A 19,594-nucleotide genomic window follows, 5' to 3' on the forward strand; every position below is an offset into this window, starting at 1 on the left:
TGTCCATCGAGGGGAGACAACGATGTCAGAGGCCGTGATGCCCGACGCCGAAATGCCCGACGCCGAGCGTCGCGCGGTCGGCAAGTTCCTGCGCCGCATGATGCCGCTGCTGGTCCTGATGCTGCTGGTCAACCAGATGGACCGGACGAACGTCGGCTTCATCCAGGACGAGCTGCGGGCCGACGTCGGCGTCAGCGCCACGGCCTACGGGCTCGGGGCGGGCCTGTTCTTCATCGGATACGCCCTGTTCGAGATCCCGAGCAACATGATGCTGGAGCGCTTCGGCGCCCGGGTGTGGCTGACCCGCATCATGATCACCTGGGGCCTGGTGGTCGTGGCGATGTGCTTCATCCACAACGTGTGGATGTTCTACGGCCTTCGTTTCCTTCTCGGCGTCGCGGAGGCAGGCTTCTTCCCCGGCGTGATGCTCTACCTGACCCAGTGGCTGCCCGACTCCGCGCGGGGCCGGGGCAGCGCGATCTTCCTCGGCGGCTCGGCGACCGCGTACATCGTGACCGGTCCGATCACGGGCGCGCTGCTGGAACTGCACGGCATGGGCGGCATCGCCGGCTGGCGCTGGATGTTCGGGCTGGAGGGCGCCATCTCGATCCTCGTCGGATTCGTCGCCGGCTTCTTCCTGGTCTCCCGCATCGACGACGCCCGCTGGCTCACGCGGGAGGAGAAGGACGCGCTGGGCGCGGCGATCGCCCGCGACAAGAAGGCCCGCAGCCGAGAGCCCGAGGTCTCGCGGCTCCGGCTGCTGTTCCACCCCCAGGTCGCCCTGCTGACCGGCGTCTTCTTCGCGATGACCCTGACCGGATACGCCATCACCTTCTGGCTGCCCAGCCTGGTCGACGACATCGGCGGGCTGTCGTCCTTCCAGATCGGGCTGCTCACCGCCGTACCGTGGATCTGCGCCGTGATCGCGATGTACACGCTGAGCCACTTCACCGACGGCGCCCCGGACCGCCGCCCGTACCTGGCGATCGCCCTGGTCGTGTCGGCCGTGGGCACCTTCCTCGCCACGCTGGGCTCCCCCTGGTTCGGCCTCGCGGCCATCACGCTCGCCGCGGTCGGCAGCAAGTGCTCGGCCAGCATGTTCTGGCCGATGTCCCAGGCCGGCCTCGACCTGAGGATCGCCGCGCCGGGCCTGGCCCTGGTCAACTCCATCGGAAACCTGGGCGGCTTCGTCTCCCCCACCCTCTTCGGCTACCTCAAGGACACGACCGGCAGCACGAACGGCGGCCTGTACACGCTGTCCGCGGCGTCGCTGCTCGCGGTGGTCGGGGTCACCTTCGTCCGCCGGACCAGGGCGGCCGCCGCTCCGCTGCCGGAGACCGCGCCGGTGGCGCGGGAGAGCGCGAAGCGCGCGTGACCCGCGAGGGCCAGGGCCGGACAGGCCCTAGTCGGCCGGCGGCTCCGACGCCTCCTCCTCGAGGAGGCGTTCCGCGATGTCGTTCGCCCAGCTCTGGGCCCACTGACGGAGGGCCTGGACGGACTGCTCGTCGAGGCCGTGGACGGTGAAGTCGCGGTCGTCGAGCCACTCGATGCCCTCCAGACGGGACTGGAGGTCGGTGAGGTCGAAGGCGTCGTGGGCGTGGCGACGGCCCAGTTCCTCCAGTTCGGTCGGACTCCGGTGGGCCGCGGCGGCGTGGACGTCGACGAGGTCGCGGGCGGCGCCACGGTCGGCCAGTGCGCGGACCCTGGTCCCGATGACGTCCTCGAGGGAGAGGGCGGGGCCGAGGTCGGTGTCGACCGGCGGGTGCCAGAGGGTCTCCTTCAGCAGGTCGACCGTCTGTTCCTCGCCCGTGTCGGGGTCGGTGACGAGCAGGCGGGCGGAGAGCGGGTCGGTCTCCAGGGAGCGCACGGGCCAGCCGCGTTCCGCCAGGCCGGTGAGGACCGTGGCCGCGATGCGCTCCATGGGCTCGGCGGATTCGGTCGCCAGCTCCAGGTCCTGCACCCGCCGGTCGACCAGACCGTGCGCGCGGACCGCGTGGTCGCCGGCCAGGACGAGGGGGTAGGCGGCGCCGATGGTCAGGAGGTCGTGGAGGAGGCGGCTGGAGGCGGTGTCGTTCACGTAGCCGCCCGTGTGCGGGGGGTGTTCATAGGGGCGATTATCGCGGGGTGCGGATGCCGGTGCGCTTGGGCACGGCCGTGGATGCCCCAACGCTCAGCTGGGCCGTGGGTCAGTCCTGGTCCGAGACACCCTCCGGGGCCTCGACGAACAGGTCCTCCGCGCGTGAGACCGTGCCGACTCGTACGAGCCAGTCGTTGAGGCGATCGAGGTCGGTGCATGTGGTGATGCGCTCGCGAACGTCGTCGGTGATCGGAAGACCGCGTCCTTCCAATACGAGCAGGAGCGCGTTGGCTTCACCCCGGGCCTCGCCCTCAGCCCTGCCTTCCAGGTACGTCTCCTCAAACAGCGTCCTGTGGCCCGGGAAGTGGGTGGTGTAGCCCTTCATCAGCTTTCTCCATTTCTCCTTGGCCGGAGTGTCCTCCAGACCGACTTCCACCACCTCGCCCGCCCGGTCGCGGGACTTCATTCATCGCCTCGCGAAGGAGTTGTAGACGTGGTCCAGTGGCAGAAGTCGTCCTTCTCAAGCGGCTCGGACGGGTCGTCCTGCGTGGAACTGGCCGCCGCCGAAGGCAACCTGCTCCGCGAAAGCGACGACCCCACCCGAATGCTCCCCGTCACCCCCACCGCTCTCACCGCCCTCCTCGACCGCCTCCGAGGTCAGTAGACGAACGCGACCATGGGGCTTTCGTCCAGCGGATCCTTCACATCGGGCTGGGCAGAGTCCTTCGGCACCACCTTCACGGTGACCTGATACTCGGTTCCCCGTACCAGCTCGGCGGCCGGGACTTCCCACTCCCCCCACTGCTTCACATGAGCGCCTCGCGGGTGGGCGACCTGGTCGTCGGATCCCAGGGTCCTGTTCGTCGGGTAGACGGCGTGCTCTCCAGCCCTGTCCTTCAGCCAGACGTGGACGTCAACCTGCGCGGTGCCCTCAGTGGCGCGCCACTCCGCGATCATGTAGACCCGGTCACCCTCGCGCCTCCAGCAGGGGCGGGCCTCCACCTTGGGCACGATGGTCGGCTTCCAGGATCGGCGGCACTGGTGCTCGGGCGCCGGGTTCTCCCGGGACGGGGAGCGTACGGAGGCACTCGGGGTCCGGGTGGCTGGTGTCGGTGACGGTTCGGGGTGTGCCACGGCCTTGGCCGGCGGGGCCGCAGGCGTGGCGGGGGCGGACGGCCGCGAGGTGGTCGAGCGGGAGGCGGAGGGCGAGGCGGACGACGACGACGCGACCGACGCGGTCCGCATGGCCGGTGCGTCCGGGCGCGGCGCGTCGGTCGTGGCCTTGGCGTCCTCGGACGAGACCGATCGCAGCAGCAGCCATGTTCCGCCGGCTCCTGCAAGGAGAACCAGGACGGCAGCCATCGCCGTCAAGGATCCGGTCAGCGCGTACAGGGCGGGCTTCCGCCGGTTGGGCTTGGCTGTGCTCGGCGGAACCGGCGGAGCCGACCCGCGGTAGTAGTACTCGTGGAAGGTCTGGTCGCCGCTCGCCTGGTACGCCCGGCCTTTGTCGGACGGTGTCGATGTGAAGGTCGACGCATGCCCCGTCGGTCGTTCGGTCATCGTTCGGCGGGGCCGGCGTTGAAGACGACCGGTGCGGGGTGCGGCTGCGAGGGCAGGGACGGGAGGAGCACCTCGTCCGGCACGCGCCGTACGTCCTGGGCGACGTCCGGGCGTGCGGCGAGCAGGTGGAGGAAGTCGGCCCGCCAGTCGTCGGCCATTGCTTCCGCGAGGGCATCCGCACCGGGGCCCTCGAGCAGTTCCCTTACCTCCAGAAGCTCGGTTCGCTCCCAGGCATCGGTGGTGAGCGCGGTCACGACCGCGGTACCGGCTGTCGAGGCGAGTGCCATCAGTTCGGCATCCACGCTCCACCCCTCTCTCATGACGCAGTGCAGGGCCGACATCCTAGGGGACAAATCCCCCGAGAATGGGGCCAGTTGACGCCTTTAGGGTGATGCGATGACAGATGTTGACGTATGTCGTGTTGCGAAATCCTGGTGCCGGACGCTTCCGCCCGGCCAGGGGCCCGTCGTGTGCCGGGGTCCTCGGGTTCGCTCTGTAACGCTTTTCGCGCCTCGGTCCAAGAACAAGTGAAGTGCCTTTGAAGACTCCGGTGTACCTCCGAGGATGAGGACCGGGGTGCCTCCGACGAGAAGGAGACGCCTGTGGATGGCGCGGAACGGTTACGGGGTGGGCCCGCCGCGGTGGTACGTGATCCGCAGCTCTTCGAGGAGTTCTATCGGCGCCACGTGGACGCGGTGATGCGTTTCGTGGCCCGGCGTGTCGACGACCCGCACACCGCAGCCGACCTGACGGCCGAGATCTTCCTCGCCGTCCTCGACTCGGCCCACTCCTACCGGCCCCGCCTCGGCAGCGAGACGGCCTGGCTGTACGGCATCGCGCGCAACGTCGTGTCGTCGGAGCGCCGCCGGGTCGCCCGGGAGGCGGAACGCGATCTGCGCTTCTCCGGGCGGCGGTTGCTGGAGGCCGATGACATTCTCCGCATCGAGGACAGACTCGACGCGGAGAGCCCCGGGCGGCGCGTCCTGGCCGCGCTGGCGAGGCTTCCCGAGGGCGAGCGGGCCGTCATGGAGCTGATCGCGGTGGACCAGCTCACGGTCACGGAGGCGGCGGCCGCGCTGGGCATCCGCCAGGTCACGGCCCGGGTCCGGCTGCACCGGGCACGCAAGGCGCTGCGGGAGGAGGCGGATTCCAAGGCCGCGGCGACGAATTCCGCGACCGTACAGGCAAGTTCCCCGGGAGCGGGGACGCCGGACGCATCGCTGTTGAACGTCGCAGGGGGAGAAGCGTGAGCACAAGGACGACGTTCGAGGACCGGCTCCTGGATGAACTGCAGAGGGAGATCGAGCTGCGCGAGGCCGGAGTGTGCCGGACCGGCCCGGCTGAGGTCGGAACGGGCGACGGCAAGCCGAAGGCTTCCGTGCGCCGTCTGTTCGCCCCGCGCCGCATCGCCGTCGTTGCGGCGGCCTGCGCGGCGGCCTGGCTCGCCACGGTGGTCGTGCCCGGCTCGCCGGCCGACTCGACGGCATACGCGGTGGAGCGCCACGGCGACGGCAGGGTGACGCTCACCGTCAAGGACCAGGACATCGGCATCGAGGCCCAGCGCGAACTCGCGAGGAGAGTGCGCCCGTGGGGCATTGACGTGACCGTTGACGTGCTCGCTCCCGGCTACGTATGCGAGCGCAGCAAAGTCACCTCCCCGGTCGCGGCGGTTGATGAACACGGCAACCGGGTACCGGTCATTCCCTTTCAGGCCGGCTGGGACGTCATCCTGCGCCAGGGCAACGTACTGGCCTTCGAGAACACCAGGGGCGGCTCCCGGCCGCGCGCGGTCGAGTTCTACAAGACCAAGAGCGAGGCCGAGCCCTGCGTTCCGATGAAGGTCGCCCTGCCGGACGACCAGCCGACGGATTGACCGAAGCGCGTCGACGCCCGCGGAGCCGAGGCTCCGCGGGCCGCAAGACAAACCGGGCCGAACAGTCACATGGCGCACGGTCAGCCCGCAGCGCGGGCGACGGGCATGGCGAGCAGCTCGCCCCCTCTTTCGCCCCGGCTTGAACCAGGCGCAGCCACTGAACATCACACGGGTGATCGCGGCGTAAAACGCCTCATCAGGCGTGTCCTGTCCGCCGCCACCCTGCGGCCGCATCTTCGACGGCCGGATCAAACGCTCGGCGATCTCCCCGGCCCCGTGCGGAACACGGCCGCACCGCCCCATGACCAGCCAACGAACGCCTGACCAAAGAGGACTCGGCCTACGTATGGAACCCCCGCCCCTCGTCCCTCCTTCGCCGCGTAAGTCACCGTCCGTAACATCACGGTCACCCGTCTCCGCCGTGCCGGTCGGCCTGTCGCGGTTGGGCTGGCTGGACGCGTTGCGTGGCATCGCGGCACTCGTCGTGGTGTTCGACCACTCGTCGTACTCCTTCATGGCGGAGTTCCGGGGGGAGTTGATGCCCGAATTCAACACCAGCCGGTACGGCATCATGGTGTTCTTCCTGGTGAGCGGCTACATCATCCCAGCGTCGCTGGAGCGCCGGGGCTGTGTCCGGACGTTCTGGATCGGACGGATCTTCCGTGTGTACCCACTGTGGGCGAGCGTCGTCACGGTAGTCCTTGCCCTCAACCTCGTAGGCATCGCGGAGATGCGTGCCTTCGGTCAGCAGAGCGCTGCCACGGTGGCTGCCGCGCACGTCACCATGCTCCAGGAGTTGCTGGGGACCCCCAATCTCCTGCTCATCCTGTGGACGCTCTCGTACGAGATGGCCTTCTACCTACTGGTCGTCGCTCTCTTTACGGTCCGCCTGCACCAGCGGTCGTCGGCGGTGGCCATCACCCTGGCCGTGCTGGCCACCGTGAGCGCGGCGGCAGGGGTCGTGCTGCCGGCCTCCGCCCTCTCGGGCGTGGTCGGCACCGGCCCGCTGGTCGCGCTTGCCTCGATCGCCATGGTGACCGCCATCTGCTGTGCGAGCGCCAGGTCACCCGTGCTTCGGGTGTTCGGGGGCGTGTTGGGCGGGGTGCTGGCGCTCGTCCTGGTTCCTCTCAACGGCACGGTCCCCCTGTGGGAGAGCCTGGTGATCCTCGCCGTGATGTTCCTCGGCACCGCCGTCCACCGGGCCGAGCACGGTCAGAACACCTGGCGGTACACGGCCTTCACAGTCGTCGTCGTGGTTGCCTGCGCCGTGGGGAGTGCGTACCGGTACGGCGACGGGTCCCATTTCACCCGGCGCGGCTGGATCGTGGCATTCCTGCTGGCCGTACTCACCTTCGGTGTCGGACTGACGCTGCGCCGCCGGCACATACCACGCCCGCTGATTCGACTGGGAACCATCAGCTACTCGGTCTACCTGGTGCATCCGGTGCTGCTGGCGGTGACCGACGGCACGGTCGGCCGGTGGCGGCAAGACAATCTCGTTCTCGAAGTGGCGTTCTTCGCCGTGCTGCTGCCGCTGTGCGTGCTGACCTACCGCTACATCGAGGTGCCGAGCCAGACATGGGGCCGCAAGTTGGCACGTCGCGTGCAGCCGCCGTGACGAGCACCCGTGCCACACCGCCTTCTAACCTCGCCGTGGATGGTGGGAGAGACCAGAGCCCGACTCGCGCGTGAGCCGGGCGAGATAGGAGTCCAGGCGTTGGACACGCCCCGGGACGGCTTCCCGGAGGTTCCACCAGCGGATGGCCGCGATCTCCTCGTTGGCCTGGAACTCCCGAATATCGGTGGTACGGCCTGCGAACAACGCCGCGTACTCAGCTCGCTGGTCGGGCGCGAGTACGAAGCCCGCGTAGCCGATGAACCGTAACGGTCCGTCGGGCTCTTGACCGCTCTCTTCCAGCAACTCGCGTGCGGCCGCCTGGCGAGGGGATTCGCCTTTCTCCACCCGCCCACCGGGCAGTTCCCAGCCCTGGCGGAACCGATCGAAGACCATGAGGACACGGTCGGCGTGCCAGATGGCGACCAATGCCGCCGGCAGTGGCGCGTCAGACGGTGGCGCGCCTTCGGCCCCGCGTGCGAAGGAGACCAAGGCGTTGCCTCGATCATCGACTGCGAGCGGGGGGACAGGGGGATGCGGCACCTCGCTATGATTCCCCGTCCATCTCCGTGCAAGTCCGCTCGATCACGACGGATGGAACGCCGACGCCGTGAGCGAGTTTCGGAACAGCCGTCTCTGGGGTGTTCATCGCGGAAGTCCACTGGTCGGCCCGGAGGCGCCATGTCCCTGCAGATGAAGTTGAGCGCGATAACACTCGACTGCCCTGATCCGCTGGCTCTGGCGGGGTTCTATCAGCAGGCCACCGGCCTCGAACCCCACCCGAAGTCGAATGCCGACTTCGCCGGTCTCAACCGTGAGGATGGACTCCTTATCGGCTTCCAACGGGTCGACGATTACCGGGCTCCGCGCTGGCCTGACCAGACCGTTCCCCAGCAGCTCCACATCTGCTTCAAGGTCGGGGAGGACTTGGAGGAGGCCGAGGCCCGGCTGCTGGAGCTGGGCGCGGGCAAGCCGGATCACCAGCCTCATGGGGCCAAGGCGCGGGTTCTCACCGATCCGGCTGGGCACCCCTTCTGCATCGTCAGAGGCTGACTGGGGGATTCAGGAGGGCTTCGATCTGTCTGGCTGTGGCCGTGATGGCCGTGATGGTCGTGCGGCTGGTGCCTCGCAGGAGTGCCTGCTTCGGGCCAGATGCGATCTGATCACCCACCTTCCGGGCCCCGGCCAGCAGCCCGCAGCCGTCGGCGAACACCTCCACCAGGCGGGCAGCGAACTCCGGGCGGTGCACCCGCGGAGGCCGGTAGCCGGCCAGCCACCGCACGTTCGCCATCAGCATCGCATCCGGCGTCCCCACTCGCGTGAAGTCCCAGCCCACCGACGGGCAGGTCGCCGCCGCCACGGCGAACATCGCCGCATCCTCCGGCCCGGTGCGCAGAGACAGGCAACGTCGAGCTGAAGTCCCGGGCGTCCCGCGTGACGGAGATGCCGGCGGCGAGCTACCGCGCCACGAACTGCGTCAGGATCGCCTGCACCTCGTAGATGTCGACCCCCTTGGTGAACGTCTTCTCCACCGGCACCGAGTTGCCCGAGATCCAGATCTTCAGCTCGGCGTCGAGGTCGAAGGTGCCGGCCGTCTCCACCGCGAAGTGGGTGATGCTGCGGTACGGGATGGAGTGGTACTCCACCTTCTTGCCGGTGATGCCCTGCTTGTCGACCAGGATCAGGCGCCGGTCGGTGAACAGGATGACGTCACGGACCAGCTGATACGCCGCCTGCACCTGCTCACCGGCGCCCAGCAGCCGCGCGTAGTCCTGCTGTGCCTGACCCGGATCGACGGTGTGCGCGTTGCCGAACAGTGCCATGAGTGGATCCCCCCACTTGTCCGAGTAAGTCACTTGCTTCACGTGATCTTCGCAATTTATAGCGCCTTGGGTGAGGCTGCGGATAGAGGTGCGATCAATTTCCGCGACCCCGGCAACCCTTGAGTGCCCGGCGGCCACTGAGGAGCCGTAAGCCCCGTTCACCGGAGCTTCACCTCCCGCACATGCTCCACCATCATGTAAGGACTCCCTGTGGCATCTGCCTCTCACCGCCGGTCTCTCCGCAAGCGGCGCACCGTCGTCGTGACCGCCGCCGTCGCGGCCGCAGGTGTCGGCGCCGGCTTATTCGTGATGAACGCGAACGCCGACGCCGTCGACCTGTACCACCAGGCGCTGCCCGCCAAGGACGGCTGGGCGGCCTCCGGGTCCGGTACGACCGGTGGCGCCAAGGCCGACTCCGCGCACACGTACACCGTGTCCACCCGCGCGCAGCTCGTGAAGGCGCTGGGGTCGGTCTCCGACACCACCCCGCGGATCATCAAGGTCAAGGGCACCATCGACGCCAACACCGACGACTCGGGCAAGAAGCTGAGCTGCGCCGACTACGCCGCCGGTACCGGGTATTCGCTGGCCTCGTACCTGAAGGCCTACGACCCCGCCACCTGGGGCAAGAAGGCGCCGTCCGGCACGCAGGAGAACGCCCGCGAGGCCGCCGAGGCCAAGCAGAAGAAGAACATCGTCTTCAGGGTGCCCGCCAACACCACCATCGTGGGCGTCCCCGGTACGAACGCCGGGATCAAGGGCGGCAGCCTCCAGGTGCAGAACGTGGACAACGTCATCGTCCGCAACCTCACCTTCGCCGCCACCGAGGACTGCTTCCCGCAGTGGGACCCGACGGACGGTTCGGCGGGCGAGTGGAACTCCAACTACGACTCCGTCACCCTGCGCGGGGCGACCCATGTGTGGGCGGACCACAACACGTTCACCGACGCCCCCTTCTTCGACAGCGCGGAGAAGACGTACTTCGGCCGCAAGTACCAGATCCACGACGGCGCCCTCGACATCACCAACGGCTCCGACCTGGTGACCGTGGAGCGCAACCAGTTCACCAATCACGACAAGACGATGCTGATCGGCAGCAGCGACACCGACAGCACCGGCAAGCTGCGCGTCTCCATCCACCACAACGTGTGGAAGGGCATCGTGCAGAGGGCGCCGCTGGCCCGTATCGGCCAGATCCACCTCTACAACAACTTCTACGACACGACCACGCTCAACGGCTACGCGGCCAAGTACAGCCTCGACTCGCGGGCCAAGGCCCAGGTCGTGGCCGAGCACAACGCCTGGAAGCTGCCCTCCGGCGCGAAGGCCGCCAAGCTGCTCAGCGGCGACGGCACGGGGTCGGTCGCGGGCGGCGGCAACCTCGTCAACGGCACGGCCACCGACATCGTCGCCGCGTACAACGCCGCGAACTCGAAGAAGCTGAAGACGACGGTGAACTGGACGCCGACGCTCACGGCGGGCCTGGAGAAGTCGGCGAAGAGCCTGCCGACGGCGCTGGTGACCACGACGGGCGCCGGGGTTCTCTCCTGACCGCGTCCTGAAGACAGGGGAAGGGCTCGGGACTTGACGTCCCGGGCCCCTCTCACCAGGCACGGCAAGGACGCGGCCCGCAGAGGGCAGGTCACTCCGTGGCGCCGCCGAAGCGCTCCTTGTACGTCTCCAGGTCCTCGTCCGTGATCTTGGTGAAGAGGACCGGGGGGACCGTGAAGGGCGTGCCGGCCGGGACGGAGGACAGGGTGCGGGCCTCGTCGGCCGTGACCCACTGGGCCGTGTCGTCGGGCAGGGAGAACGCCGAGCGCATGGCCTTCGCCGAGGCCGGGATGAAGGGCTCCGATACCACCGCGTAGAGGTGGATGAGGTTCATCGCCGTGCGGAGGGTCAGGGCCGCGCCCTCGGGATTGGTCTTGATCTCCAGCCAGGGGGCCTTCTCCTCCAGGTAGGAGTTGCCGGCCGACCACAGGGCGCGCAGGGCGGCGGCCGCCTTGCGGAACTGGATGGCCTCCATCTGCTCCTCGTACTCCGCGAGCAGGCGGACGATCTCCTCGCCCAGCTTGGCCTCCGCCTCGCCGGGCTCGCCGCCCGCGGGGACGTCGTCGCCGAAGCGCTTGCGGGAGAAGGACAGGACGCGGTTGACGAAGTTGCCGAGGGTGTCGGCGAGGTCCTTGTTCACCGTGGCTGTGAAGTGCTCCCAGGTGAACGACGCGTCGTCCGACTCGGGGGCGTTCGCCATCATGAAGTAGCGCCAGAAGTCGGCGGGCAGGATCTCCAGCGCGTCGTGTGTGAAGACGCCGCGCCGCTGCGAGGTGGAGAACTTGCCGCCGTAGTAGTTCAGCCAGTTGAAGGCCTTGATGACGTCGACCTTCTTCCACGGCGCGCGGGTGCCCAGCAGGGTCGCCGGGAACATCACGCTGTGGAAGGGGACGTTGTCCTTGCCCATGAACTGCGTGTAGTGGACGTCCGCCTCGGACTCCCACCACCAGGAGCGCCAGTCGCGGGTGCCGGTCGGGTCCTGGTCCGCCCACTCCTTCGTCGAGCCGATGTACTCGATCGGCGCGTCGAACCAGACGTAGAAGACCTTGCCCTCCGCCGCCAGGTCCGGCCAGGTGTCGGCCGGGACCGGGACACCCCAGTCCAGGTCACGGGTGATCGCGCGGTCGTGCAGGCCCTCCGTCAGCCACTTGCGGGCGATGGAGGAGGCGAGGACCGGCCAGTTGTCGGCGCGCTCGTCGACCCAGGTCTCGACCTCGCCGGCGAGGGCGGACTGGAGCAGGAACAGGTGCTTGGTCTCGCGGACCTCCAGGTCACTGCTGCCGCTGATCGCCGAGCGGGCGTCGATCAGGTCGGTGGGGTCCAGGACGCGGGTGCAGTTCTCGCACTGGTCGCCGCGGGCCTTGTCGTAGCCGCAGTGGGGGCAGGTGCCGATGATGTAGCGGTCGGGGAGGAAGCGGCCGTCGGCGTTGGAGTACACCTGGCGGATCGCCCGCTCCTCGATGAAGCCGTTCGCCTTCAGCTCGCGGGCGATCTCCTGCGTGATCTCGCGGTTCTGCGGGGAAGAGCTGCGGCCGAAGTAGTCGAAGGCCAGGTCGAAGCCGTCGTATACGGCCTTCTGGGCGTCGTGGGCCTGCGCGCAGAACTCGTCGACCGGGATGCCCTGCTCCTTCGCGGCCAGCTCGGCCGGGGTGCCGTGCTCGTCGGTCGCGCAGATGTAGAGGACGTCGTGGCCGCGCTGGCGGAGGTACCGGGAGTACACGTCCGCCGGGAGCATGGACCCCACCATGTTGCCCAGGTGCTTGATCCCGTTGATGTACGGAAGGGCGCTGGTGATGAGGTGTCGAGCCATCGGGGGCTGCTCCCAGGTCGGGTGGTTTTACGAGGCTTGCGTACGAACCTTGAAATCGTAGCCGACATGGGTGGGCCGCCCGCCTCCCGTTTTGCGGGGTGGGAGGCGGGCGGCGGGTCATCCGACGATTGGGCGGCGGTTACGGGCGCCAGGTGGCCAGTACGCCTTCGTACAGCTCGGTGTCCGTGAGCTCGCGGGGGGTCGGGCCCGCGTGGAAGAAGGACGTGTTGTCGGTCTTCAGTTTGCGGAGGTAGTCGAAGGCCTTGTTGTCGGGCTCGCCGAAGGCGACGAAGGAGAAGAAGACGGAGGGGTGGCTCTTGGCGGCGTCCGTGAGGGATTGGGTGGCCGGGGTCTTGGCGTCGGGGGCGCCGTCCGTCTGGAAGACGACCAGGGCGGGGGTGGTGGGGTCCGCCTTGGTGTGGTGCGTGAGGACGTCCTCCACCGCCGCGTGGTAGCTGGTACGGCCCATGCGGCCGAGGGTGGCGTGTACGTCGTCGATCTTGTTCTCGTGGTCGGTGAGGGTGAGGTCGGCGGTGCCGTCCACTTCCGTGGAGAAGAAGGTGACGTGGACCGTGGCCTCGGGGTCCAGGTGGGCGGCGAGGGCGAGGGTCTGCTCGGCGAGGGCCTGGGCTGAGCCGTCCTTGTAGTACGAGCGCATGGAGGCGGAGCGGTCGAGGACGAGGTAGACCTTGGCTCGGGTGCCGGTGAGGTTCTTGGTCTTGAGGGTGGTGGCGGCGGCCTTGTAGGCGGTGACCAGGCCGGGGGCGCGGGACTTGAGGCGGGTGGGGGTGGTGGCGGGCTTTCCGGTGACGGCCTCGGCTTCGCCTTCGGCCCCGCCTTCGGCGGCCAGCGGTTCGGAGGTGGGGGTCGGTGCGGGCCCCGGCTGCGGGGCGTCGTCTACGGCCTCGGCTTCGCCTTCGGCCTTGTCGTTCCCACCCGCACCACCCGTGCTGCCTTCGTCGTCGGGTGCGGGTGGCCCCTGTGGGGCGGCCTCGCCGTCGGCGGCCGACGGTTCGGGGGTGGGGGCCGGCTCGGGGGTGACCTCGGCGGTCGGCTCCGGCTCCGGCTGCGGTTCCGGTTCGGTGACCGGCTCGGGCTCGGGGGCGACGACCTCTGCGACCGGCTCGGGCTTCTCCTCCGGTTCGGGTTCCGGCGTGGTCTCTGCGACCGGCTCGGGCTTCTCCTCCGGTTCGGGTTCCGGCGTGGTCTCTGCGATCGGCTCGGGCTTCTTCTCCGGTTCGGGTTCCGGCGTGGTCTCTGCGATCGGCTCCGGCTCCGGCTCCACATCCTCGGCGGCCACCGGCTCGGGGCTGGGCTCCGGCTCAGGAACGGCCGCCGCAGCCTCCAGCGGCTCCTCGGCCACCGCTTCCTTCTCTACCGGCGCCTCGACGGCCGGTTCCTCGACGGCCGGTTCCTCCGCGGCCGGCTCCGGCGTCGGCTCGGGCTCCTCCGCCTTTGCCTCCTCCGCCTTTGCCGCCTTCGCCTTCTCCGTCGGCTTCGTCGGGGACGGGACCGTCACCTTGTCGAAGGCGGCCGCGACCAGGTCGTGCTCCTCCTGCGTGGACAGGGTGGAGGTCCGGGGCTCGGGCACCTGTGCCGTGGCCGGTGCCGTCGGCTTCGGCTCGGGGGTGGGCTCCGTCGACGGGGACGGGACCTTCGGCTCCGCCTCCTGCGCGGCAACCTGCTCCGCCTCCGGCGAAACAGTCCGCTCGGCCTCCTGCGAAGGAACCGCCTCGGACGCAGTCACCTTGCGTGACCGGCTGAATGCGTTCCGCAAGAGAGTGAGAATGCCCATGTGCGCAACCCTTCGCGTGAGTTGAAGCCCGTCAATCGCTGGCCAGGACGGACACGTAAGGTTAGCGGCCCCAGATGGCGATCTTGGGCAGGGGCGGGCACCGACCGCCCCTGACGTCAAGGCCTACATCAGGACGCCGTCGGCCGACAGCTTGGCAGGACCGCCAACTGGGTTACATCCACCCCGGGTTCACTCTCAGTTCACCGTCGCGCCCCGCTCCCGCACAAACGCACCCCTACCGTCCGTCACGCCGGATTAAAGGGGAAGCAAATGGGGAGAGCAAAAGTGCGCATGCAGTTGCCGTTGATCAGCACCTCGAACGAGCCGCATTCTGGCGGACGATCCGCCCTGACCTGCCGTTTCCGGTGTGGTGACGCCTGTTTCCACGAGGCGCCCAACACCTCCGCCAACACGTACGTCGGCGACGTCATCGCCGGCGCGCTCAGCCGCCGTTCGATGATGCGGGCCGCCGCCGTCGTCACCGTGGCCACCGCCGCCGGTGCCGCCGTGGCCCAGCCCGTCGCCGCGGCCGAAAACAGCGCCGGGAGCGGGACGACGACGTACAAGCCGGGCAGCTCCAAGGGGGCCCGTGGGCTGCGGTTCGCCGCCGTCGCGCCCAACACCGCCGATGTCGTGACCGTGCCGGACGGGTACCAGCAGAACGTCGTCATCCGCTGGGGCGAGCCCATCCTGCGCGGCGCGCCCGCCTTCGACCCGGACAAGCAGACCGCCGCCGCCCAGGCCGGTCAGTTCGGGTACAACAACGACTTCCTCGCCCTGCTGCCCCTTCCGGGGGAGCGGAATCGGCAGCTGCTCGTCGCCAATCACGAGTACACCGATGAGGTGCTCATGTTCCGGGGGTACGACAGCGCCAACCCCACCCGTGAACAGGTCGAGATCGCCTGGGCCGCTCATGGGCTGTCCGCCGTCGTGGTGGAAGGGGACCGGAAGAGCGGGAAGCTCACCGCCGTGTCCCGGCATCCGCTCAACCGTCGCGTCACCGCCACCACCGAGTTCCGGCTCACCGGGCCCGCCGCCGGGTCCGAGCTGCTGAAGACCTCCGCCGACCCTTCCGGGCGCAAGGTCCTCGGCACCCTCAACAACTGCGCGGGCGGCACGACCCCCTGGGGTACGACCCTCCACGGCGAGGAGAACTTCAACCAGTACTTCGCCAACGCCGGCCGTGCCACCGACAAGCGGTACGGGATCGGTACCGGGGCGAGCGAGCGCAAGTGGGAGCGGTTCGACAAGCGGTTCGACGTCGCCCAGGAGCCGAACGAGGTGCACCGCTTCGGGTACGTCGTCGAGCTCGACCCGTACGACCCCACCTCCACCCCCCGCAAGCACACCGCGCTCGGCCGGTTCAAGCACGAGGGTGCGACCGTGCGGCTCACCCACGACGGGCGGCCGGTCGTGTACTCCGGTGACGACGAGCGGTTCGACTACATGTACAAGTTCGTCGGCGGCAAGCGGATGAAGCAGGGGCACAGCAGGGCCGTGCGGGAGCACAACCTGAGCCTGCTCGACGAGGGCACGCTGTACGTCGCCAAGCTCACCGGTGACTCCCCCGCCATCGAGATCGACGGCACGGGCAAGCTCCCGGCCGACGGCGAGTTCGACGGCAGTGGCGAGTGGATCCCGCTGGTCACCGCGACCGCCAAGGGTGCCGTCTCGCACGTCGAGGGCATGACCGCCGAGGAGGTCTGCGTCTTCACGCGCCTCGCCGGTGACAAGGTCGGCGCGACCAAGATGGACCGGCCCGAGGACATCGAGCCGAACCCGCACACCGGCAAGGTGTACGTCGCCCTGACCAACAACTCCAACCGCGGTGTCGGTACGAACGCCAAGGCGGACGAGGCCAACCCGCGCAACGCCAACAAGCACGGTCACGTCCTGGAGCTGACCGAGCGCTGGAACCGGGCCGACAGCACCAAGTTCGCCTGGTCGCTGTTCCTGGTCGCCGGTGACCCGAAGGACCCGGCGACCTACTTCGCCGGCTTCCCGAAGGACAAGGTCAGCCCGATCTCCTGCCCGGACAACGTGGCCTTCGACCCGTACGGCAACCTGTGGATCTCCACCGACGGCGCCCAGCTCGGCTACCACGACGGCCTCTTCGGCGTCGCCACGAAGGGCGACCGGCGCGGTGAGCTCAAGCAGTTCCTGACCATGCCGAAGGGCGCGGAGACCTGCGGTCCGATCATCCAGGACCGGCGCGTGCTCGTCGCCGTACAGCACCCCGGCGAGCTCGACGGCGCGAGCGTCGAGAAGCCCGCCAGCACCTGGCCCGACGGGCCCGGCAAGCTCGTCCGCCCGGCGGTCGTGGCGGTGTGGCGCAAGGACGGCTGCGACATCGGCGTGTAAGCGGCAACACCCCCGGCGATCGCGTCCTGGGGCCTGTCCGGCGGATCAGGTCGCAGGAAATCGGCGGTGACCCATCAACGCGGTGAGCGGGGTCTGGTGCGTCCAGCTGCAAGGCGGAGGAGGGAGTCGAAGCGGAGCTTCGGCGACCGACGGCAACGCGGCGGATGGGCGTGCCAGAGCCCTGAGAGACCTCAGTGCGGTGACGCGATCGCCCGCGCCGCCGCCACCTCCTGCCTGAGCGGCTCCAGCACGCTGCCGGACGGCGCGGTGAGGTCCGTACGCACCGCGTACAGCACCTCCACCTCCCGCAGCCCCTCCGCCAACTCCCGCAGCTGCAAGGCAACCTGGCCCACCTCGGCCTCCGCCGGCGGCGGCGCCCCGTGCCGTACCCGCACCCGGGCCGCCGTCGTCGCGTCCACGATCCGTTCCACGGCGACGACCAGCGGCCACCAGGCCGCGGCGTGGCGGCCGGTGGGCGGCGGCTCGGTCAGGGCGCGCTGGAACTCCGTACGGACGACGGAGAGGTCGCGGTAGAGGCGGCGGCGCATGCGGGCGCGGGCGGGTGGGTCGACGGCCGCGACCCCCGGCGCGCCGAACGCGCCCTCCACATAGCGCGCGGTGTCCGCGACCGCGTCCGCGAGGCGGTCGCCGACGCGGGTGTGCCAGCTCTCCGGCCAGAGGAGATAGCCCGCCACGAGAGCGATCCCGCAGCCGATGAGCGAGTCCACCAGGCGAGGCAGCAGCAGGGCCGTGCCCTGGTGGTTCAGGACGTCCGAGAGGAGGAGGATCACCGGGGTGATCGCCGCCGTCTGGTAGCCGTACCCGCGTGGCGTGAGGGCCGGGATCAGCGGGGCGAGCAGCAGCATCACCGGTACGTCCCACCAGCTCCGCGGCACCTCCGCGAGGACCGCGGCCGCGACCACCAGTCCGGCCACCGTGCCCAGCGCGCGCAGCAGCGCCCGGGAGAAGACCGAGCCGAAGTCGGGCTTCAGGACGAAGGTGATGGTCAGGGCCACCCAGTACGAGCGGGGGACGGAGACGATCGAGACGAGGGCCTGGGCCAGGCCGATGCAGAGGGCGAGGCGCAGGCCGTAGCGCCAGGAGGCCGCGGAGAGGGCCACGTTGCGGGCGGCGCGGGCCGCGCGGATGCTCAGGGCGGCCGGGCGGCCCAGGCGGTCGTCGATGCCTCGCGGGTCCACGTCCGGTGAGGTCACGACCTCGGCCGCGTGGCGCAGGGAGTGGTCGACCGCCCGCGAGGTCTCGGTCACCGGGACGGGGAGCTTGAGGCCTATCGGCCCGGTGTAGCCGGTCTCCACGGCCTGGGCGAGGTGGCGTACGGCCTCCGGTGCCTCGGGCGGAAGGGGACGGCCGGCGAGGTGGGCGGCCGGGGCGGCCTCCACGACGGGGGTGATGGCGTTCAGCTGGGCGAGCAGGCGGGTCAGTTCGGGGCTGCGGCCGTGGTGGCGGGCGCGGCGGGCGAGGACGAGGTCGTAGGCCTGGTTGAGGGACTGGGTGACGGCGTGGCGGGCCTCGTCGTACTCCTCCGTCCGGTCCGTGCCGCTGACGGCGAGCAGGTCGGCCACCGTCCGGTAGGCGTTCGCGACCGCCGCCCGTTCCGGCACCCCCGACCTGAGTGGCCAGGCCAGCAGCGCGAGGGCCAGGACGAGCAGCCCGCCGCCGGACATCAGGGCCGGGGGCAGCCACCACTCGCCGGGCATGGCGAGGCCCGCGCCCACCACGGAGTTCAGGAGCAGCAGCAGTCCCGACACGGAGGCCACCGCGCCGATCGTCGAGATCATCCCGGAGACGAGCGCGACGCCGGTGACGGCGGCGACGGCGAGCCAGCCGTGGCCGTACACCAGCGAACCGAGCGTGATGCCCACGGCGCCGAAGAGCTGCGGGATCGCGATGTTGAGGATCCGCATGCGATAGGCGTCGGCGGTGTCGCCGATGACGCCGGAGAGGGCGCCCATGGAGGCGATGGCGCCGTAGGCCGGCTTGTCGGCGGCGATGCCGATCGCCAGCGGGAGGGCCATGGCGACGGCGGCGCGGGCGACGGCGGGCCAGTTGACCGGCGCGGGCTGTGCTTGGAGGTTCCTCACCAGCCAGTCGGGAGGCGTGAGGCCGATGGGGAACTCTCGGGACATGCGCCCATTATGGGCAGCCCTTTTCGGCTCTCATCCCCGCTGGTGAAGCGTGACGTCCACGACCAGCGCGCGGTGGTCGGTGTCGGCGAGGTCGAGGAAGCGGGCGTCGGGTGCGGAGAAGTCCGGCGAGAGGAGGACGTGGTCGATCTGGGCGCCGAGGGTGGGGGCCGTGCGGGCCGGCCAGGTGGGCGTGCGGTCGGATCTGGCGAGGCGGGCGGCGTCGCGCAGGCCGGTGTCGAGGATGCGGCGGAAGGCGGCGTGGTCCTGGGAGGCGTTGAAGTCGCCGGCCAGGATGGTGGGGGCCTTGGCGTTGCCGGCGGCGAAGTCGCGGAGCGCGCCCAGCTCGCGTCGCCAGACGTCGGTCTGGCCGGGCAGTGGGGGCATGGGATGCGCGAGCTGGAGCCGTACGGCGTTCCCGCGCACGTCGGCGACGGCTCCGGGCATGCCCATCGTGCCGGGGACGCCGTCGGTGCCGTCGAGGGGGAAGCGGCTGAGGATGACGGATCCTTCGGAGCCGCCCGCCTCGACGGCCTGCCGGTGCGGGTAGGCGGTGCCGAGGGTCTCCTTCAGCGCCGCGTCGCACCGGTACTCGCACTCCGCGACGAACACGACGTCCGGCTTCTCCCGGCGGACGGCGGCCACGAGGGAGCCGGTGGCCTGCCCGAACTCGACGTTCGAGGTCAGCACGCGGAGCGAGACGACGGGGACGCCGCCGGGCTCGTAGCTCTTGCCGTACGGCTCGATGAACCAGGCCAGCGGCCCGAGCACCACGACGGCCCAGGCCGTCCCGGCCCACCAACGGGACAGCAGCGCCAGCGCCAGTCCGAGCCCCGCGGGCACGAGCAGCCAGGGGAGGAAGGCGAGGAGCTGTGGTACGGGGGTGACTCCGTCGGTGTCGGCGGCCCGGCATCCGACAACGAGGCTCACACCGGCGAACAGCAGGGCGGCGAGCCATCGTGCGGGGTGGGTCACGCAGACGAGG

19 protein-coding genes are annotated in these 19,594 nt (G+C 69.8%); 8 read left to right on the plus strand and 11 right to left on the minus strand.

All coding sequences use genetic code 11. From position 1 onward, the window contains the following. Positions 1 to 22: 22 nt before the first annotated feature. On the plus strand, positions 23 to 1,375 hold the full coding sequence (locus ABT063_RS26460; RefSeq protein WP_351061106.1) for an MFS transporter: 1,353 nt from the start codon (positions 23 to 25) through the stop codon (positions 1,373 to 1,375). A 27-nt stretch (positions 1,376 to 1,402) separates the two neighbouring features. On the opposite strand, the gene ABT063_RS26465 is transcribed toward ABT063_RS26460, so the two are convergent. Continuing rightward, positions 1,403 to 2,077 carry a nucleotidyl transferase AbiEii/AbiGii toxin family protein gene (locus tag ABT063_RS26465; RefSeq protein ID WP_351061109.1) on the minus strand — a complete coding sequence of 225 codons (675 nt, stop codon included), beginning with the start codon at positions 2,075 to 2,077 and terminating at the stop codon, positions 1,403 to 1,405. 109 nt (positions 2,078 to 2,186) lie between these two features. Beyond that, a complete protein-coding gene (locus ABT063_RS26470; protein ID WP_351061112.1) occupies positions 2,187 to 2,543 on the minus strand; it encodes a hypothetical protein in 357 nt (118 codons plus the stop codon). 27 nt (positions 2,544 to 2,570) lie between these two features. Between ABT063_RS26470 and ABT063_RS26475 the strand changes: the two genes are divergently transcribed. Further along, positions 2,571 to 2,741, plus strand: a complete 171-nt coding sequence (locus tag ABT063_RS26475) for a DUF397 domain-containing protein (protein WP_351061115.1) — start codon at positions 2,571 to 2,573, stop codon at positions 2,739 to 2,741. On the opposite strand, the gene ABT063_RS26480 is transcribed toward ABT063_RS26475, so the two are convergent. Beyond that, complete coding sequence (locus ABT063_RS26480; protein ID WP_351061118.1) at positions 2,735 to 3,637, minus strand: flagellar basal body-associated FliL family protein; 903 nt, start codon at positions 3,635 to 3,637, stop codon at positions 2,735 to 2,737. The two genes, ABT063_RS26475 and ABT063_RS26480, sit on opposite strands and share 7 nt — an antisense overlap. Further along, positions 3,634 to 3,939 (minus strand): hypothetical protein, encoded by a 306-nt coding sequence (locus ABT063_RS26485; RefSeq protein WP_351061121.1) that lies wholly within the window; start codon positions 3,937 to 3,939, stop codon positions 3,634 to 3,636. The genes ABT063_RS26480 and ABT063_RS26485 overlap by 4 nt, the downstream gene beginning before the upstream one ends. Positions 3,940 to 4,239: 300 nt before the next feature. Between ABT063_RS26485 and ABT063_RS26490 the strand changes: the two genes are divergently transcribed. From ABT063_RS26490 to ABT063_RS26500, 3 genes are all read left to right on the plus strand, one after another. Next, complete coding sequence (locus tag ABT063_RS26490; RefSeq protein WP_351061124.1) at positions 4,240 to 4,887, plus strand: RNA polymerase sigma factor; 648 nt, start codon at positions 4,240 to 4,242, stop codon at positions 4,885 to 4,887. Beyond that, complete coding sequence (locus tag ABT063_RS26495; protein WP_351061127.1) at positions 4,884 to 5,510, plus strand: hypothetical protein; 627 nt, start codon at positions 4,884 to 4,886, stop codon at positions 5,508 to 5,510. The genes ABT063_RS26490 and ABT063_RS26495 overlap by 4 nt, the downstream gene beginning before the upstream one ends. A 421-nt stretch (positions 5,511 to 5,931) precedes the next feature. Continuing rightward, complete coding sequence (locus tag ABT063_RS26500; protein ID WP_502990892.1) at positions 5,932 to 7,128, plus strand: acyltransferase family protein; 1,197 nt, start codon at positions 5,932 to 5,934, stop codon at positions 7,126 to 7,128. 24 nt (positions 7,129 to 7,152) lie between these two features. On the opposite strand, the gene ABT063_RS26505 is transcribed toward ABT063_RS26500, so the two are convergent. Next, entirely contained in the window at positions 7,153 to 7,668 is a 516-nt protein-coding gene (locus ABT063_RS26505) for an NUDIX hydrolase (RefSeq protein WP_351061132.1), read from the minus strand. A 138-nt stretch (positions 7,669 to 7,806) separates the two neighbouring features. On the opposite strand from ABT063_RS26505, the gene ABT063_RS26510 reads away from it, so the two are divergent. Then, positions 7,807 to 8,178, plus strand: coding sequence for a VOC family protein (locus tag ABT063_RS26510; RefSeq protein WP_351061134.1), 372 nt, complete (start codon positions 7,807 to 7,809; stop codon positions 8,176 to 8,178). On the opposite strand, the gene ABT063_RS26515 is transcribed toward ABT063_RS26510, so the two are convergent. Both ABT063_RS26515 and ABT063_RS26520 read right to left on the minus strand, forming a co-directional pair. Further along, complete coding sequence (locus ABT063_RS26515) at positions 8,168 to 8,494, minus strand: hypothetical protein (protein ID WP_351061137.1); 327 nt, start codon at positions 8,492 to 8,494, stop codon at positions 8,168 to 8,170. The two genes, ABT063_RS26510 and ABT063_RS26515, sit on opposite strands and share 11 nt — an antisense overlap. Positions 8,495 to 8,582: 88 nt before the next feature. Then, positions 8,583 to 8,948: a PH domain-containing protein gene (locus ABT063_RS26520; protein ID WP_351061140.1), complete on the minus strand. Its 366-nt coding sequence runs from the start codon at positions 8,946 to 8,948 to the stop codon at positions 8,583 to 8,585. A gap of 210 nt (positions 8,949 to 9,158) precedes the next feature. On the opposite strand from ABT063_RS26520, the gene ABT063_RS26525 reads away from it, so the two are divergent. Beyond that, positions 9,159 to 10,499, plus strand: a complete 1,341-nt coding sequence (locus ABT063_RS26525; RefSeq protein WP_351061143.1) for a pectate lyase family protein — start codon at positions 9,159 to 9,161, stop codon at positions 10,497 to 10,499. 91 nt (positions 10,500 to 10,590) lie between these two features. Here the strand turns inward: ABT063_RS26525 and metG are convergent, their stop codons facing one another. After that, positions 10,591 to 12,309: a methionine--tRNA ligase gene (gene metG, locus ABT063_RS26530; RefSeq protein WP_351061145.1), complete on the minus strand. Its 1,719-nt coding sequence runs from the start codon at positions 12,307 to 12,309 to the stop codon at positions 10,591 to 10,593. A 139-nt stretch (positions 12,310 to 12,448) separates the two neighbouring features. After that, positions 12,449 to 14,104: a VWA domain-containing protein gene (locus tag ABT063_RS26535; protein WP_351061148.1), complete on the minus strand. Its 1,656-nt coding sequence runs from the start codon at positions 14,102 to 14,104 to the stop codon at positions 12,449 to 12,451. A 285-nt stretch (positions 14,105 to 14,389) separates the two neighbouring features. Here ABT063_RS26535 and ABT063_RS26540 point away from each other — a divergent pair, with 285 nt between their 5' ends. Further along, positions 14,390 to 16,465: a PhoX family protein gene (locus ABT063_RS26540; RefSeq protein WP_351061306.1), complete on the plus strand. Its 2,076-nt coding sequence runs from the start codon at positions 14,390 to 14,392 to the stop codon at positions 16,463 to 16,465. A 191-nt stretch (positions 16,466 to 16,656) separates the two neighbouring features. Here ABT063_RS26540 and ABT063_RS26545 read toward each other — a convergent pair whose 3' ends face one another. Together ABT063_RS26545 and ABT063_RS26550 are read right to left on the minus strand one after the other, a co-directional pair. Continuing rightward, positions 16,657 to 18,612: an FUSC family protein gene (locus ABT063_RS26545; protein WP_351061151.1), complete on the minus strand. Its 1,956-nt coding sequence runs from the start codon at positions 18,610 to 18,612 to the stop codon at positions 16,657 to 16,659. A 30-nt stretch (positions 18,613 to 18,642) separates the two neighbouring features. Further along, complete coding sequence (locus ABT063_RS26550) at positions 18,643 to 19,584, minus strand: endonuclease/exonuclease/phosphatase family protein (protein ID WP_351061154.1); 942 nt, start codon at positions 19,582 to 19,584, stop codon at positions 18,643 to 18,645. Positions 19,585 to 19,594: the final 10 nt, after the last annotated feature.

Origin of the sequence: Streptomyces sp. NPDC002838 (assembly GCF_040295365.1) — a bacterium.
Classification (GTDB): Bacteria; Actinomycetota; Actinomycetes; order Streptomycetales; family Streptomycetaceae; genus Streptomyces.